The 14,251-nt window shown below is 61.9% G+C and carries 12 protein-coding genes and 3 tRNA genes; 4 read left to right on the plus strand and 11 right to left on the minus strand.

Annotation, left to right across the window (positions count from 1 at the left end; genetic code table 11):
- Positions 1 to 26: 26 nt before the first annotated feature.
- The 6 genes from secE to BLT09_RS05350 all read right to left on the minus strand — a co-directional run bounded on the left by secE (position 27) and on the right by BLT09_RS05350 (position 5,977).
- Positions 27 to 230, minus strand: a complete 204-nt coding sequence (secE, locus tag BLT09_RS05325) for a preprotein translocase subunit SecE (RefSeq protein ID WP_013531408.1) — start codon at positions 228 to 230, stop codon at positions 27 to 29.
- A 406-nt stretch (positions 231 to 636) separates the two neighbouring features.
- A tRNA-Trp gene (locus BLT09_RS05330) sits at positions 637 to 712 on the minus strand.
- 35 nt (positions 713 to 747) lie between these two features.
- A complete protein-coding gene (locus BLT09_RS05335) occupies positions 748 to 1,257 on the minus strand; it encodes a metal-dependent hydrolase (protein ID WP_091591208.1) in 510 nt (169 codons plus the stop codon).
- Between the two features lie 112 nt (positions 1,258 to 1,369).
- Positions 1,370 to 3,031, minus strand: coding sequence for a COG3904 family protein (locus tag BLT09_RS05340; RefSeq protein ID WP_091591210.1), 1,662 nt, complete (start codon positions 3,029 to 3,031; stop codon positions 1,370 to 1,372).
- Positions 3,032 to 3,209: 178 nt separating this feature from the next.
- Complete coding sequence (locus BLT09_RS05345; RefSeq protein ID WP_236473507.1) at positions 3,210 to 4,889, minus strand: COG3904 family protein; 1,680 nt, start codon at positions 4,887 to 4,889, stop codon at positions 3,210 to 3,212.
- A gap of 245 nt (positions 4,890 to 5,134) precedes the next feature.
- Entirely contained in the window at positions 5,135 to 5,977 is an 843-nt protein-coding gene (locus BLT09_RS05350; RefSeq protein ID WP_091591212.1) for a GTP-binding protein, read from the minus strand.
- A gap of 323 nt (positions 5,978 to 6,300) precedes the next feature.
- Here BLT09_RS05350 and BLT09_RS05355 point away from each other — a divergent pair, with 323 nt between their 5' ends.
- Entirely contained in the window at positions 6,301 to 7,188 is an 888-nt protein-coding gene (locus BLT09_RS05355; protein ID WP_091591214.1) for a DMT family transporter, read from the plus strand.
- Between the two features lie 62 nt (positions 7,189 to 7,250).
- On the plus strand, positions 7,251 to 7,697 hold the full coding sequence (locus BLT09_RS05360) for a GFA family protein (protein WP_167366343.1): 447 nt from the start codon (positions 7,251 to 7,253) through the stop codon (positions 7,695 to 7,697).
- 101 nt (positions 7,698 to 7,798) lie between these two features.
- Here the strand turns inward: BLT09_RS05360 and BLT09_RS05365 are convergent.
- Together BLT09_RS05365 and BLT09_RS05370 are read right to left on the minus strand one after the other, a co-directional pair.
- Positions 7,799 to 7,872 (minus strand) — tRNA-Gly (locus BLT09_RS05365).
- Between the two features lie 70 nt (positions 7,873 to 7,942).
- Positions 7,943 to 8,027, minus strand: a tRNA-Tyr gene (locus BLT09_RS05370).
- Between the two features lie 200 nt (positions 8,028 to 8,227).
- Here BLT09_RS05370 and BLT09_RS05375 point away from each other — a divergent pair.
- On the plus strand, positions 8,228 to 9,076 hold the full coding sequence (locus BLT09_RS05375; RefSeq protein WP_091591781.1) for a TrmH family RNA methyltransferase: 849 nt from the start codon (positions 8,228 to 8,230) through the stop codon (positions 9,074 to 9,076).
- Positions 9,077 to 9,247: 171 nt separating this feature from the next.
- On the opposite strand, the gene BLT09_RS05380 is transcribed toward BLT09_RS05375, so the two are convergent.
- The 3 genes from BLT09_RS05380 to gcl all read right to left on the minus strand — a co-directional run bounded on the left by BLT09_RS05380 (position 9,248) and on the right by gcl (position 13,105).
- A complete protein-coding gene (locus BLT09_RS05380; RefSeq protein ID WP_091591217.1) occupies positions 9,248 to 10,135 on the minus strand; it encodes a 2-hydroxy-3-oxopropionate reductase in 888 nt (295 codons plus the stop codon).
- A gap of 227 nt (positions 10,136 to 10,362) precedes the next feature.
- Positions 10,363 to 11,154 (minus strand): 2-oxo-tetronate isomerase, encoded by a 792-nt coding sequence (gene otnI, locus BLT09_RS05385; RefSeq protein ID WP_091591218.1) that lies wholly within the window; start codon positions 11,152 to 11,154, stop codon positions 10,363 to 10,365.
- A 169-nt stretch (positions 11,155 to 11,323) separates the two neighbouring features.
- Positions 11,324 to 13,105, minus strand: coding sequence for a glyoxylate carboligase (gene gcl / locus BLT09_RS05390; protein WP_091591221.1), 1,782 nt, complete (start codon positions 13,103 to 13,105; stop codon positions 11,324 to 11,326).
- Positions 13,106 to 13,306: 201 nt separating this feature from the next.
- Here gcl and bhcR point away from each other — a divergent pair, with 201 nt between their 5' ends.
- Positions 13,307 to 14,191 carry an HTH-type transcriptional regulator BhcR gene (gene bhcR, locus BLT09_RS05395; RefSeq protein ID WP_091591222.1) on the plus strand — a complete coding sequence of 295 codons (885 nt, stop codon included), beginning with the start codon at positions 13,307 to 13,309 and terminating at the stop codon, positions 14,189 to 14,191.
- Positions 14,192 to 14,251: the final 60 nt, after the last annotated feature.

Below are 14,251 nucleotides of genomic sequence, written 5' to 3' on the forward strand. Positions count from 1 at the left end.
TCAAGGCTTCTCCGTAATCGCCGGACTCAGCGTCCAATGCCCAGAATCTGCTCGACCGCGAGGCCCATGAGCTGATCGGCAGTAAAGAAAAAGATCATCGCGATCACAGCGAACGCCAGAACCATCACCGTCGAGATCATCGTTTCGCGACGCGACGGCCAAGTCACCTTGGCGGTCTCCGCGCGAACCTGCTGGAGAAAGACGAATGGATTTGTGGTTTTCGAAGCCATGTGCCGCTCTGTCTGCAAGACCCGTTGACCGGATCTCCTGGATGATCCCGCTGGCCGGGATGTGCCGCCTGAGCCTGTGTCCGCGCCGAATCAGCGCAATCATTTCGCCCATGCAAATCGGACGCGTAAAGCCGGCTTCCCAGCTCCACGCGTCGCGTGTCTGTTTCGTCTACATAAAACCGATTCTTGATCCACGCAAGTGGCAAGTGTCCGCTTTATGCCAAACGCCGCCTCGGAACCATCCAGTCGTCCCGTTCCGGCTATGGCGCTCTTATGCCTCAAGACAGCCTATATGGCAAGCCACCGCGCGATTTTCAAAAGGTCGATGCGCGGAAGACCAGACTTTTTCTTGAATTGACCATTTCGAAAAATGGCACGGGTTTCATGAATTGGCCATTTCGAAGAATGGCACGGGCAGCAGGGCTCGAACCTACGACCTGCGGTTTTGGAGACCGCCGCTCTACCAACTGAGCTATGCCCGTATCGCGCGCTGCTATTTCATAAAGCGGACAAGAACTCAAGTCGAGTTTTCAGGCGTGGCCGCGCCGGGCTGCAATCGTCGAAATCCGAGGGCCAGCGCCCAGGCGCATATCAGAAGTTCGAGGGCAAAAGTCCAATGCAACATGAAGCTCATGACCCAGTTGCGATACATCGCCGGAACCGTGACGAGTTCGAGCGCGCGCCGGTCGAACGGCATTAGCCACATGATAGGCGACGCCACTGAGTCCAGGATCATGTGTATCATTGCGGCGGCAAAGAAGGCGCCGACGGGGGCCAGATATCGCGGATCCCGCCATTTCGCGACCGACACTGCCACAAGGCCAACCGCTGCCCAGAAGAGCGGCCAGTGCGTGATGTAGGCGTGGTGATGGGTTCGTCCGCCATCGACAAAATGGAAATAGACCATGTCGAGGTCCGGGACGACGCTGCCGAGCATTGCCGCCGCCATGATCCCCGATCTGCCGGGCCAACGGTTTCGTGCGAAAGTACCGAGTATGTAGCCAGCCGGAAGATGAGCGATCAGCATCGTCAAACCTTGTTCATTGCCGAATCGGTCGAACGTCGCGGCGGATTGTGGCGCATTCAGGAAGGACTACCCCGCCTCGCCCTATCGCGCTCGGCTGGGGCGTGACTGCGCCTTACAGCTTGACGGCCGCCTCGGCCTGAACCTCGGACATCGACACGACGCGGCAATTCTCCGGCACTGGCTGCGACTTGCAGATGGTCGGACCGGTAAATTCATCTGCCGATTCGAGCCCGGTCGTCAGCCCGATTTTCAGCATCATCTCGGGTTCGAGCTGCCGATGGCGCGAGGCCGGCACCGACCGCATCGCCGCCAGCAGACCGGGTCCGACCGACATGTCCCTGAGATAGGTCTTGACCCGCTGCTCCAGCCCCATCGAGTGCACGGTCAACTGCGCGCGAGGACCGACAAGGCGTCTGACACCGCCGGCAAGCATGATCGGACAGGCCGCGCCACACGCGCCGCTCGCATCGATCGTCAGCCCGACATGGACGCCATCCCTGGCGGTGCAATCCGCCTTGTTCGGCTCGCATCCAATGAAGTCCGTCCGCGCAACTGCCACGTCGAGCTTGCGTTCTCGGATCAATCTTCCGGCGGCCAGAGCGCCGAGCACGTCGCCTCCCGGCGAGTTGATCACCACGGGCAGTCGCCGATCACCGATCGTGTCCAGCAGTTGGCGCAGCCGTTCCGGCGTTTGAGCGCTGATCGTGCCTTCCGCCGAGATCCATTCGGGACAATTGGGATCGCAGAGAAAACTTCTGCCGCGAACCAGGACGAAGCGCATATCGCCAACATCGGCCGGCTGCCCGGTTTCAGGTTCGACCGGCGCGGCGGGAGCGGGCTTGGCGTACGCCACCACGTCGCCGGCCGGCGCCGGTATTTCCCTGCAGTTCGCGGCCACCGGATCGGTGTTGCAAAGGGTTGGCGCGGTCAGCAGGTCGACGGCATCCAGGCTGGTCACCAGCTTCGCCTGCAGCATGTCGTAGGGAGCCAGCTGCTGGATGGTGCTGGCCGGCGTGTTCTTCATCGTCTCGAGCACGGCCTGGCCGACGCCCATTTCGTTCAGATAGGCAGCCAGTCTTTTCTCCACCGACTTGCTCATCTCGTAGGTCTTGTAGCTGCCGGCGTTCTTGCGGCCGACGATCTTCTTGCTGACGATCTTCTTCTTGCCTCCGACCACGCGATAGGTGGTCCGGTACTGCAATTTCGTGCGGATGTAGGTCGTGGTGATCTGATGTACGCCGAGAAAGGCCCATTGCCCGACGACGCGCTTGATGCCGCCGGCAAGCATCAGCGGACAGGCTGAATTGCAGATGGCGCTGCTGGCATAGGCATTGCCGAAATAGCGAGCGCCCTTGCCGTCGTTTTCCTTGCAGCCCTTGGCATCGGGCTGGCAGCCGGTGAACCGGGTTTTGCCGACCGCGATATCGAGCTTGTTCTTGCGGAGCAGCCGGCCAAGCGCCAGTGCCGCTTCGACATTGCCGCCGGGAGAATCCACGACAACGGGCAGTTTTCGGCCACCAAGCCCCTTGAGCGTGCGTTTGAACAGGGCCGGCGTGCCGGCCTCTATCGAGCCTTCAGCCGATATCCATTCCGGGCAGGTCGGTTCGCAACCAGGCGCGCTGCTGCGGACGACGACAAACCGCATCGTCGGACCAAGATCCGGCGCGGATTTTTTGGTGTTCGCCGCGAAGGCAGCGTCTCCCATGACCAGGAACGACGCCAGGCAGATCACCATCCACCATGCCTGGCCATTCAGACGGTGCCACGAAACCATTCGGGAAGCCCCCCGCAATGCGATCCATACTAGTTCAGCTTTGCCGGCTTGCAACAGCGTTTTGCGACGATGGCGCAAGCGCCCGCCGTACCCAAAAAAGTATGCCGGCCGTATCCAAAAGCGAGACGGGCGGCCCGAAGACCCGCCCTTCGAAGTAGGGCTTTGGGTATTTCAACGGCTACGGCTTGAGTGGGAATTGTGCGTCGACCTTGAGCGCCGATGTCGCCGGGCAATTTTGCGGCCTCGGTTCGGTTTTACAGACAGTTGGCCCCACCAAATGGTTCGCCGATTCAGGTCCCGTCGTCAGTCCCATCGTCAACATTGTGCCGGGTTCGAGCGGGAGCCGGTTACGCTTATAATCAAAGCGGTCGAGCGGCATCGGCGGAAACAGATGCTGCCTGACCGACATTTCCGCTAGATAAGAGCGTATCCGCTCCGCGAATGCCAGTGATTGAACGCTGACTGGCACATTGGGGCCCACGAAACGTCTGACGCCCCCAGCAAGCATGATCGGACAGGCGGCATCGCACCCCGCACCTAATTCGGTCACGACACCAGGATAGAACCCATTCGTTGGCGCGCACCCTTTGTCCTGCGGCTTGCACCCGGTAAAATCGGTGCGCGCAATCGCGACGTCAAGCTTGCGGTCGCGGATCAACCTTCCGATGGCCAAGGCGCTGAGCAAATCGCCCCCCGGCGAACTCACGATCAACGGCAGACGCCGGCCGCCGACCGTGTCGAGCAATTGGCGAAATATCTTCTGCGTATCGGGAGTGATCGTGCCTTGCGCTGCAATCCATTCGGGACAATCGAGACCGCATTTCGGATCGCTGCTTCGGACCAGGACGAAACGCATCGAATTGTCGACCGGCGCTGGACGGGCCGACGGAGTGGCTGGAACGGCCCCTCGGACGGCCACCACTGCCGTCTTGGCCGGCTTGGCATTCGCAGGGATCTCTCTGCAGTTCGGCGGCGCCGGACTCCGCCGGCATATGCCCGCCTGCGTAAGTATGTCGAGGGAGGCCCTGCTGGTGACCAGCTTCATCGTCAGCATGTCGTCGAGGGCGATCTGCCGGATATCGCTGGCAGGCGTGGCCTTCATTGTGTCCAGAACGCCCCGCCCGACACCCATCTCCCTGAGATAGGCCGACAGCCTCCTCTCAAGCGCCTTGCTCATCTCATAGGTCTTGTAGCCGATATCGTCTTGAGTGACGGTTTCTGTGGTGACCTTATATTTTTTGCCGCGCACAACCCGATAGGTGGTTCGATATTGCCGTTTGGTGCGGAAATGGGTCGTAGTGATCTGATGGACGCCCAGATGGGCCGAACCGCCGACCACGCGTCCGACGCCTCCGGCTAACATCAGCGGACATGCGGAGTTGCACATGGCGCCGCCGTCGGACGCAATGCCGAAATATGCGGCGCCCTTGCCGTCATTGGCACGGCAATCCTTCATCCCGGGCCAACAATCGGAAAACCTGGTTATACCGACGGCGATATCGAGCTTGTTTTTGCGGATTATACGACCAAGCTGGAGCGCTGCATCGACATTGCCGCCCGGGGAATTGACGATAATCGGCAGTTTGCGACGGCCGAGCTTCTTCAATATGCGCTTGAGTTGCGCTGGCGTGCCCGCCTCGATGGCGCCTTCCGCCGAGATCCATTCCGGGCAGCTGGGCTCACAGCCCGGCGCGCTGCTGCGAACGACGGCGAACCGCATCGGCGAAATATCATCGGACCATATTTTCGGATCGACCCATGTTGGGAAGACTTCATCAGACACCGGCTTCGGAACGGATAATGTCTTCCAAGTCTCCGGATCGGACACATCCTCGGCTTTCGCGGCAAAGGCAGCCATCGCGATTGCGACTACCGGCGCCAGGCGAACCAGCCCGCGCCACCACCCGGCCATACTGCTTAAACGGCGTCCCCAAACCACGCTCGGCAAAAGCCCCCTTGATGCAACCTATAATAGTGGCGGCGGTGGTGCTTGCAATAGCTTTGAAACGACCGCGCAAAATTGTTCTGCGTGGAGCCAGTAAACGAAGAAAGGGCGGCCCGAAGACCGCCCTTCCCTGTCGATCCGGCGGATGCCGGTATCGATTACTCTTTGATGGTGACGACGATGCCGGCACCGACGGTGCGGCCGCCTTCACGGATGGCGAAGCGCAGCTTCTCTTCCATGGCGATCGGCACGATCAGCTCGACATCGACGGTGATGTTGTCGCCCGGCATCACCATCTCGGTGCCTTCCGGCAGCGACACGATGCCGGTCACGTCGGTCGTGCGGAAGTAGAACTGCGGACGGTAGTTGGTGAAGAACGGCGTGTGACGGCCGCCCTCGTCCTTGGTCAGGATGTAGGCTTCAGCGACGAACTTCTTGTGCGGCTTGACCGTGCCCGGCTTGGCCAGAACCTGGCCGCGCTCGACACCTTCGCGGTCGACACCGCGCAGCAGCGCGCCGATGTTGTCGCCGGCCTGGCCCTGGTCGAGCAGCTTGCGGAACAAAAAAAAAAATTCGAGCAGCTCGGCGTCGTCGACCTGGTCGACCTTGTTCAAAAACACCACGATCGACGGCACGCCGACCTGGCGGGCCAGCAGGATGTGCTCGCGGGTCTGCGGCATCGGGCCGTCGGCGGCCGACACAACCAGGATCGCGCCGTCCATCTGCGCAGCACCGGTGATCATGTTCTTGACGTAGTCGGCGTGGCCGGGGCAGTCGACATGGGCGTAGTGGCGGTTGGCCGTCTCGTATTCGACATGCGCCGTCGAGATGGTGATGCCGCGCGCCTTCTCCTCGGGCGCCGCATCGATCTGGTCGTAGCGCTTGTATTCGCCAAAATACTTGGTGATCGCCGCCGTCAGCGACGTCTTGCCATGATCGACATGGCCAATCGTGCCGATGTTCACATGAGGCTTTGTACGCTCGAATTTACCTTTTGCCATAGTCTCTTTCCTTGGACGGCCGGGACCTTCAGTTCAGTCGAATGCGGGGCGATTAGCGACTGCGGCCGAAAAACACAAGTGCCTTGTGTCCGGGGTGTCTTGTGGCCGGGGCTTTCTCACCCGGTCTGAACCCATGATCCGGTTTTCGGGGATGTGGCGCGGATATAGGAACGAACAAGAAGAAATGGAATGGCCTGACATAGGTTCCGCGGGTATCGCCATTCAGCGAATGGACATCGCTGCTTCCGCCTGTCCGCCTTGCCGGATTTTACTGCCGGATCTGGCCCATTGCCGGTGTGACGCCGGTCTGATTTCCTGATCCGATGCATTTCATTCCGATCGCCATCCGCGGCCCGCTGTTCATGATCCTGTCGACCGGGTCCTATGTCGCCAACGACACCATGTTGAAGCTCGCGACGGTTGGGCTGCCGCCCTATGAAGTGCTGTTTCTGCGCGGGACGGCGGCAACGCTGTGGGGAATCCCGTTGCTGTTTGCGCTGGGCTACGCCAGGCAGATCCCGCTGATCCTCGACAGGAGAGTGTTGCAAAGAAACCTGCTCGAGCTGGCAGCAATCCTTTGCTACGTGGTGGCGCTCGCCAACATGCAGATCGCCGATTCGACCGCCCTGGGACAGATCACGCCGCTGCTCATGCTGATTGGCTCCTCTGTCCTGTTCGGCGAACGGATCGGCGGCTTGCGCATGGCGCTGATCGGGCTCGGCTTCATCGGAGCGGTGATGGTGGCGCAGCCGACGATGCAGGGAATCTCGGTCTACGCCTTGCTGGCGCTCGGCAACGCGGCGTTCGCCGCCGCGCGCGATCTCGCCGGGCGCCGGGTCGCCGCCGACGTGCCTGGCATGATCGTCGCAATTTCCGCGGTGGTGGTGGTGCTGGTCGGATCAGGCGTCGCGCATCTGATGTCGGAGCGTTGGGTGGCGCCCGAGACGCATCATTTTCTTCTGATGGCCGGGGCCGGATTGTTCCTGATTTTTGGCCATTTCTTCATCTTCATGGCCTATCGCGCCGGGCCAACCGGCGTCGTGGCGCCGTTTTACTACTGCTTCACCGTCTGGGCGGTCATTTCCGGCCTGGTGGTGTTCCAGCAATTGCCGAACGCACTGGCGATCGGCGGTATCCTGCTGGTGGTGGCCAGCGGGCTGACCATCGTGTCGCTCGACGAGCGGCGGCGCCGACTGACCGTCGTCGCATAATTTGGGCAGTGGTGACCAAAACAACGGACCACAGATTTCAACTTGGCCGCTGCCCGCAAAAAATGGAGAAAACTGTGACAAGCCAGGAGAACGTCGGCAACCGCATGCTTGCCGGAAAATGCCTGTGCGGCGCCGTGCAATACGCGGTGGCCGACGAGTTCATCTACGCCGCCAACTGCCACTGCTCGGACTGCCGGCGCACCACCGGTTCGGCCTTCAAGCCGTTTGCCGGCATCGAGCGTGAGAGACTGAGCCTGACCAAGGGCGAGGACAACCTCCTGATCTTTGGCGAGGAGACCGGCCACAACGTGCACTGCAAGACCTGCGGCTCATTGCTCTACTCGGTCGTCCGCGACGGCGCCTTCGTCCACGTCACCATGGGAACCCTCGTCGACGAGCCGGCCATCCGTCCAACGCAGCACATCTTTGTCGGCTCCAAGGCGAAGTGGTTCACGATCGCCGACGACCTGCCTCAATATGAAGAGCATGCTGCCGGAGGCGCCGACTGAAGACCTGGCGATGTGGCTGACGGCATTGCCGCTCAGGCACACGCAGTGACACGGCGCATTTTCAAGGAAGTTATTTTCGATAATGACTTCAACAGCATGCTTGGAGCGGGTAGCGGGAATCGAACCCGCATATTCAGCTTGGAAGGCTGCTGCTCTACCACTGAGCTATACCCGCGCATTTCACCCGAAAACCGCTATGCACTTTTCGGTCCGAGGCTTGCGTTTCAGGGCTTCCGGGCCGGCAGTGGTGGAGAGGGTTGGATTTGAACCAACGTAGGCATAGCCAACGGATTTACAGTCCGTCCCCTTTAACCACTCGGGCACCTCTCCAGTCTGCCGCCGGAGCCATGCAACGAGGCATCGACGCGTCGCGGCCGCAGGAGCAGCCCGTCGCGAAGCGCCTTATGGCGGCAGCGCCCAAAACTGTCAACCGCAACATCCCGGCAAAACGCGCTGAATTTGTTGACGACCCGACGAGCAGGGTTTTGCGGCTGTATCCATGGGCGAACGACACGGCTATAGAACCGGCCATGAGCAACGACAACAAGCCCAAGACCCCGAAAGACACCCACTACGCCAAGCTGCGCCGCGCGCATCGCGACGAGAAGAGCGGCGGCGCGCCGGCGTTCAGGCCGCGCCAGCCGGTACCACCAGGAGAGACCGCCGCGGATGGGCTGGTGCGGCTGTACGGCCTGCACACGGTGCGAGCAGCACTCGACAATCCGCGCCGGCGGATCAAGAAGATGCTGGTGACGCGCAACGCCGCCGAGCGGCTGGCTATCGCCGACCTCACCGCCCTGCCCTTTGAGACAGAGATGGTCGAGCCGAAAGACATCGACAAGGTCACCGGCTCTGACGCCGTGCATCAGGGCGTGCTGATCGAAGCCGAGCCGCTAAAACCCAAGCGCCTCGATGCGCTCGGCGATACCACGCTGGTGCTGGTCCTCGACCAGGTCACCGATCCGCATAATGTCGGCGCGATCCTGCGCTCGGCGGTCGCCTTCGGCGCCGGCGCGCTGATCACCACGGCGCGCCACAGTCCGCATGAATCCGGCGTGCTGGCAAAGTCGGCCTCCGGCGCGCTGGAGCATATCGACCAGATCGAGGTAAAAAACCTCGCCGACGCGCTCGGCCAGTTGCACGAGGCCGGCTTCCAGACCATCGGCCTCGATTCCGACGGGCCGGCGGAACTCGAGAAAAGTTTTGCCGGGGAAAGGATCGCGCTGGTGCTGGGCGCCGAGGGCAAGGGCTTGCGTCAGAAGACGCGTGAAACGGTGACGACGCTCGCCCGGCTCGACATGCCCGGCGCCATCCGCTCGCTCAACGTGTCGAATGCGGCGGCGGTGAGCCTTTATGCGGCGAGGAAGTTTTTGGGTTAAGGGAGTAGGGGAGTAGGGAAGCACTTGCTGCGAGCCGCAACCCGCCTTCCCTTGCTGCCTTATCCCTATCCCCTATCCCCTATCCCCTATCCCCTATCCCCTATCCCCTACTCCCCTACTCCCCTACTCCCCTACTCCCCTACTCCCCTACTCCCCTACTCCCCTACTCCCCTACTCCCCTAACTCATATCCCGCCATTCGCTCCAGCGCCTTGACCAGCGCCGAATGATCCTCCTTGGCGCCGCCATTGGCTGCGCAGGCGTTGAACAATTGTTGCGTCGTCGAGGTGTTGGGTAGTGCCACGCCGAGCGCTTTTGCCCCTTCCAGCGCGAGATTAAGATCCTTCTGGTGCAGTTCGATGCGAAAGCCCGGCGCGAAGCTGCGCTTGATCATGCGCTCGCCATGCACTTCGAGGATGCGCGAGGCGGCCAGCCCGCCCATCAGCGCTTGCCGCACCTTGGCCGGATCGGCGCCGGCTTTCGATGCAAAAACAAGCGCTTCCGCGACTGCTTCAATGGTCAGCGCGACGACGATCTGGTTGGCGACCTTGGTGGTCTGGCCGACGCCGTTCGGTCCGACCAGCGTGATGTTCTTGCCCATTTTCTCGAACACCGGCCTGGCGCGCTCGAAGGCCTTTTCCTCGCCGCCGACCATGATGGTCAGCGACGCGGCCTTGGCGCCGACCTCGCCGCCCGACACCGGCGCATCGAGATAGTCGCAGCCCAGCGCATTGATTTTCGTGGCGAATTCCTTGGTCTCGATCGGCGAGATCGAGCTCATGTCGATGACCAGCTTGCCCGCGGTCAAACCCGAGGCGACGCCGCTGTCGCCGAACAGCACGTCGGCCACCTCAGGCGTGTCGGGAACCATGGTGATGATGATGTCGGCGGCACGTGCCACGGCGTGATGGCCGGAGACGGTTTTTAGACCCTCGGCGACGAGATCGGCCGGCGGTTTCGAGCGATGGTCGCTGGCGACGACGGTGTAGCCGGCGTCGAGCAGATGCCCCGCCATCGGCGCGCCCATGATGCCGAGGCCGATGAAGCCGATGGTTTCCATTGATGTTCTCCGTTCTTTTAAGGTCGCGTTCCGTCGCGCCCCCCTCTGGCCTGCCGGCCATCTCCCCCACAGGTGGGGAGATCGGCAGTTCCGGCGCCGGCTTCTACTTTCCCAACCTCGAGAATTGGCGAAAGCGGCGGTGACGTCCAATCTCCCCACCCGTGGGGGAGATGGCCGGCAGGCCAGAGGGGGGCGCGAAGGAACTCGACGTCAATTGTAAACGTCCCCTACGCCGCCGCCTGCCCGGCAAACTCCCGGAACCAGCCCAGCCCGGCTTCCGTCGAAACCTTCGGCTTGTATTCCGCCCCTACCCAGCCGGAATAGCCGATGCGGTCGATGTGGCTGTACAGAAAAGGAAAATTGATCTCGCCCGTCCCCGGCTCGTGACGGCCGGGATTGTCCGCCAGCTGGATATGCGCAATGCGGCCGAGGTTTGCCTCGATGGTGCGGGCGAGATCGCCCTCCATGATCTGCATGTGATAGATGTCGTATTGCAGGAACAGGTTTTTTGAGCCGACGCGCTCGATGAGCGCCAGGGCCTGGTCCGAATAGTTGAGGAAGAAGCCGGGAATGTCGCGGGTGTTGATCGGCTCGATCAGCAGCCTGATTCCGGCCTGCTCCAGCTTCTCGGCGGCGAAAGCCAGGTTTTCGGCGAAGACATCTTCCAGCACCGAACGCTCGACGCCTTGCGGTGCAATGCCGGCGAGGCAGTTGACCTGTTCGCAACCGAGCGCATGTGCATAGGTGATCGCCTTGGCGATGCCTTGTCGGAACTCGGGTACACGATCCGGCAACACCGCAATGCCGCGCTCGCCCTTGCCCCAGTCGCCGGCTGGCAGGTTGAACAGCACCTGCGTCAGACCGTTTTTCTTCAGCCTCGCCGCAACGACATCGGGCGCATGGTCATAAGGGCCGATATATTCGACACCCCTAAAGCCGGCGCGGGCGGCGGCTTCGAAGCGGTCGAGGAAATCGTGCTCGCCAAAGAGCATCGAAAGATTGGCTGAAAACCGTGGCATTCCTTTTCTCCTTGTTTTCGCCCGGCCCAAGCAGTGGTGAGATTCAGGTCAGGCCCAGCCGAAAATGGTGGGTTCCGAGAACCGGAGCGGAGCGTACTTTTGGTACGTGAGCTCCGGAAGCGCAGGAATCGCCGTTTGCAGGCCGGCATCACCTGAATATCAGCACAGCTTAATCCAGCATGACGATCGCCGTCGGCGCGTCTTCGTGATGTTCGGCAAGCTCCTCGAATTCGGTGATCTTGTCGATTTCGGTGCCCATCGAAACATTGGTGACGCGCTCAAGGATGAATTCGAGCACCACCGGAACCTGGTGCTCCTTCATCAGTTGTTGCGCCTGTTTGAAGGCGCCGGCGAATTCCTCCGGCCGGCGCACCCGGACCGCCTTGCAGCCCATGGCCTCGGCGACAGCAACGTGGTCGACGCCATAGCCAGCCTCGGGATCATCCTTCCGGTTGACGTTCTCGAAAGCGAGGCTGACCTCGAAATCCATCGAAAAGCCGCGCTGCGCCTGGCGGATCAGGCCGAGATAGGCATTGTTCACGACGACATGAATATAGGGCAATTTGTGCTGCGCGCCGACCGCCAGTTCCTCGATCATGAACTGGAAATCATAGTCGCCGGACAGCGCCACGATGTTGCGCTGCGGATCAGCGGCGCGAACGCCAAGTGCTGCCGGCAGCGTCCAGCCGAGCGGGCCGGCCTGGCCGCAATTGATCCAGTTGCGCGGCTTGTAGACATGCAGGAACTGCGCGCCGGCGATCTGCGAAAGGCCGATCGTGGTGACATAGGTGGTGTCGCGGCCGAATGCCTTGTTCATCTCCTCGTAGACGCGCTGCGGCTTTAGCGGCACCTGGTCGAAATGCGTCTTGCGCTTCATCGTCTTCTTGCGGTCCTGGCATTCCCTGGCCCAACCCGACCAGTCGCGCAGTTTTCCAGCCGTCTTCCATTCGGTGGCGACGTCGAGCAGCATTTTGAGCGCTGCACCGGCGTCCGAGACGACACCGAGATCCGGCGCGAAGACACGGCCGATCTGGGTCGGCTCGATGTCGACATGGAAGAATTTTTTGCCCTTGGTGTAGACGTCGACGGAGCCGGTGTGGCGGTTGGCCCAGCGGTTGCCGATGCCGAAGACGAAATCGGCTTCGAGCATCGTCGCGTTGCCGTAGCGATGCGAAGTCTGCAGCCCGCACATGCCGGCCATCAGCCGGTGGTCGTCGGGGATCGCGCCCCAGCCCATCAGCGTCGGGATCACCGGCACGCCGGTGACTTCGGCGAACTCGATCAGCAGATCCGAGGCATCGGCGTTGATGATGCCGCCGCCGGCAACGATGACAGGCTTTTCGGCCGCGTTGAGCATTTTCAGTGCTTTCTCGGCCTGGCCGCGCGACATTGCCGGCTTGAACGGCACCAGCGGCTCATAGGCGTCGATGTCGAACTCGATCTCGGCCAGTTGCACGTCGACCGGCAGGTCGATGAGGACCGGCCCCGGCCGCGACGAGCGCATCAGGTAAAACGCCTTCTGCAGCGCCATCGGCACGAGATAGGGCTCCATGACGGTGACTGCCCATTTGGCGACGGGTGCTGCGATGGCTGCGATGTCGACGGCCTGGAAATCCTCCTTATTGAGACGCGCCCGCGGCGCCTGGCCGGTGATGCAGAGGATCGGGATGGAATCGGCCGCGGCCGAATAGAGGCCGGTGATCATGTCGGTGCCGGCCGGACCCGAAGTGCCGATGCACAGGCCGATATTGCCTGATCTGGCGCGGGTATAACCTTCGGCCATGTGCGAGGCCGCCTCGACATGGCGCGCCAGGATATGGCGGATCGTACCCCTCGCCTTCAGCGCCGAATAGAACGGGTTGATGGCAGCACCCGGCACGCCAAAGGCGCAGGAGGTGCCTTCTTTTTCCAAAACGAGAACCGCTGCGTCGACTGCGCGCATCCTGGCCATGTCAGCCTCCACGGAATTGTTGATGGCCGAGAATGCCAGCGCGCCTGTTATTTTTCAATTTTTTCAGAATATTTTTTCATTTCTAAGAAACTGCGGCTATTTACTGATTTAATTGGGTTTTCTGTTTTCCACGAAGTCGCATAGCATATTTGTGGAAAACTTTTTCATTGCGCCTTTGGCGAAATTGGCAAGAATGCCACTATGGAAACCGCCGAAAAACGCCAGCGCGGACGGCCGCGCGCCTTCCACGGTCCGGCCGAGGCGGCTTCGGTGCAGTCGCTCGACCGGGCGCTGCGCATCCTGGCCATCGTCGCCGACGGCAGCGGCCTGTCGCTGAGCGAGATCGCCGCGCAGAGCGGCCTCCCCGCCTCCACCGCCTACCGCATGCTGACGACGCTGGAAAACCACGGCATGGTTGAGTTCGACAGCACCGACCAGCTGTGGTCGATCGGCGTCGAGACCTATCGCATGGGCGCGGCGTTCCTGCGCCGCCGCAAGCTGGTCGACCGCGCCCGCATTGTCATGCAGGAATTGATGGAGAAGACCGGCGAGACCGCCAATCTCGGCGTCGCCGAGGACGATTGCGTCGTCTTCGTCAGCCAGGTCGAGACGCATCAGGCGATCCGCGCCTTCTTCCGGCCGGGCACGCGCAGTTCCTTCCATGCATCGGGCATCGGCAAGGCGGTGCTGGCGCATCTCGAGCCGCAGCGCGTCGGCGCCGTCCTGCGCCGGACCGGGCTGGAGCGCTTCACCGAAAAGACGCTTTCCGACGTCTCGGCGCTGGCCCGTGATCTGGTGACGATCAAGCTGCGCGGCTGGTCGGTCGACGACGAGGAGCGGCATCCCGGCATGCGCTGCGTCGCCGCCGCGATCTTCAACGAGTTCGGCGAGCCGATCGGCGGGGTTTCGGTTTCGGGACCGACGGTGCGGGTGACGCCGGAGCGGCTGGTCGAGATCGGCCCCCTGGTGCGCGAAGCCGCAACGGAAATAACCAGGATGATTGGTGGTCTGCCGCCCCCTTCTTCACCAAGCCGCGCCGCCGAACCGGGTTCACTCTTCGAGATTGGCGCTACGCGCTCACCTTGACAGCCGCCCGGCTACGGCCAAGTTTGCGTCCACCTTCCGCCAGCCGACGCCCGAAAGACG

Source organism: Mesorhizobium muleiense (assembly GCF_900099905.1).
Taxonomy (GTDB): domain Bacteria; phylum Pseudomonadota; class Alphaproteobacteria; order Rhizobiales; family Rhizobiaceae; genus Mesorhizobium; species Mesorhizobium muleiense.

What these genes read in the sequence shown, in the direction of transcription:
- secE (WP_013531408.1), bottom strand. Translation starts at nt 230, where the DNA reads ATGGCTTCGAAAACCACAAATCCATTCGTCTTTCTCCAGCAGGTTCGC.
- BLT09_RS05335 (WP_091591208.1), bottom strand. Translation starts at nt 1,257, where the DNA reads ATGCTGATCGCTCATCTTCCGGCTGGCTACATACTCGGTACTTTCGCA.
- BLT09_RS05340 (WP_091591210.1), bottom strand. Translation starts at nt 3,031, where the DNA reads ATGGTTTCGTGGCACCGTCTGAATGGCCAGGCATGGTGGATGGTGATC.
- BLT09_RS05345 (WP_236473507.1), bottom strand. Translation starts at nt 4,889, where the DNA reads ATGGCTGCCTTTGCCGCGAAAGCCGAGGATGTGTCCGATCCGGAGACT.
- BLT09_RS05350 (WP_091591212.1), bottom strand. Translation starts at nt 5,977, where the DNA reads ATGGCAAAAGGTAAATTCGAGCGTACAAAGCCTCATGTGAACATCGGC.
- BLT09_RS05355 (WP_091591214.1), top strand. Translation starts at nt 6,301, where the DNA reads ATGCATTTCATTCCGATCGCCATCCGCGGCCCGCTGTTCATGATCCTG.
- BLT09_RS05360 (WP_167366343.1), top strand. Translation starts at nt 7,251, where the DNA reads ATGGAGAAAACTGTGACAAGCCAGGAGAACGTCGGCAACCGCATGCTT.
- BLT09_RS05375 (WP_091591781.1), top strand. Translation starts at nt 8,228, where the DNA reads ATGAGCAACGACAACAAGCCCAAGACCCCGAAAGACACCCACTACGCC.
- BLT09_RS05380 (WP_091591217.1), bottom strand. Translation starts at nt 10,135, where the DNA reads ATGGAAACCATCGGCTTCATCGGCCTCGGCATCATGGGCGCGCCGATG.
- otnI (WP_091591218.1), bottom strand. Translation starts at nt 11,154, where the DNA reads ATGCCACGGTTTTCAGCCAATCTTTCGATGCTCTTTGGCGAGCACGAT.
- gcl (WP_091591221.1), bottom strand. Translation starts at nt 13,105, where the DNA reads ATGGCCAGGATGCGCGCAGTCGACGCAGCGGTTCTCGTTTTGGAAAAA.
- bhcR (WP_091591222.1), top strand. Translation starts at nt 13,307, where the DNA reads ATGGAAACCGCCGAAAAACGCCAGCGCGGACGGCCGCGCGCCTTCCAC.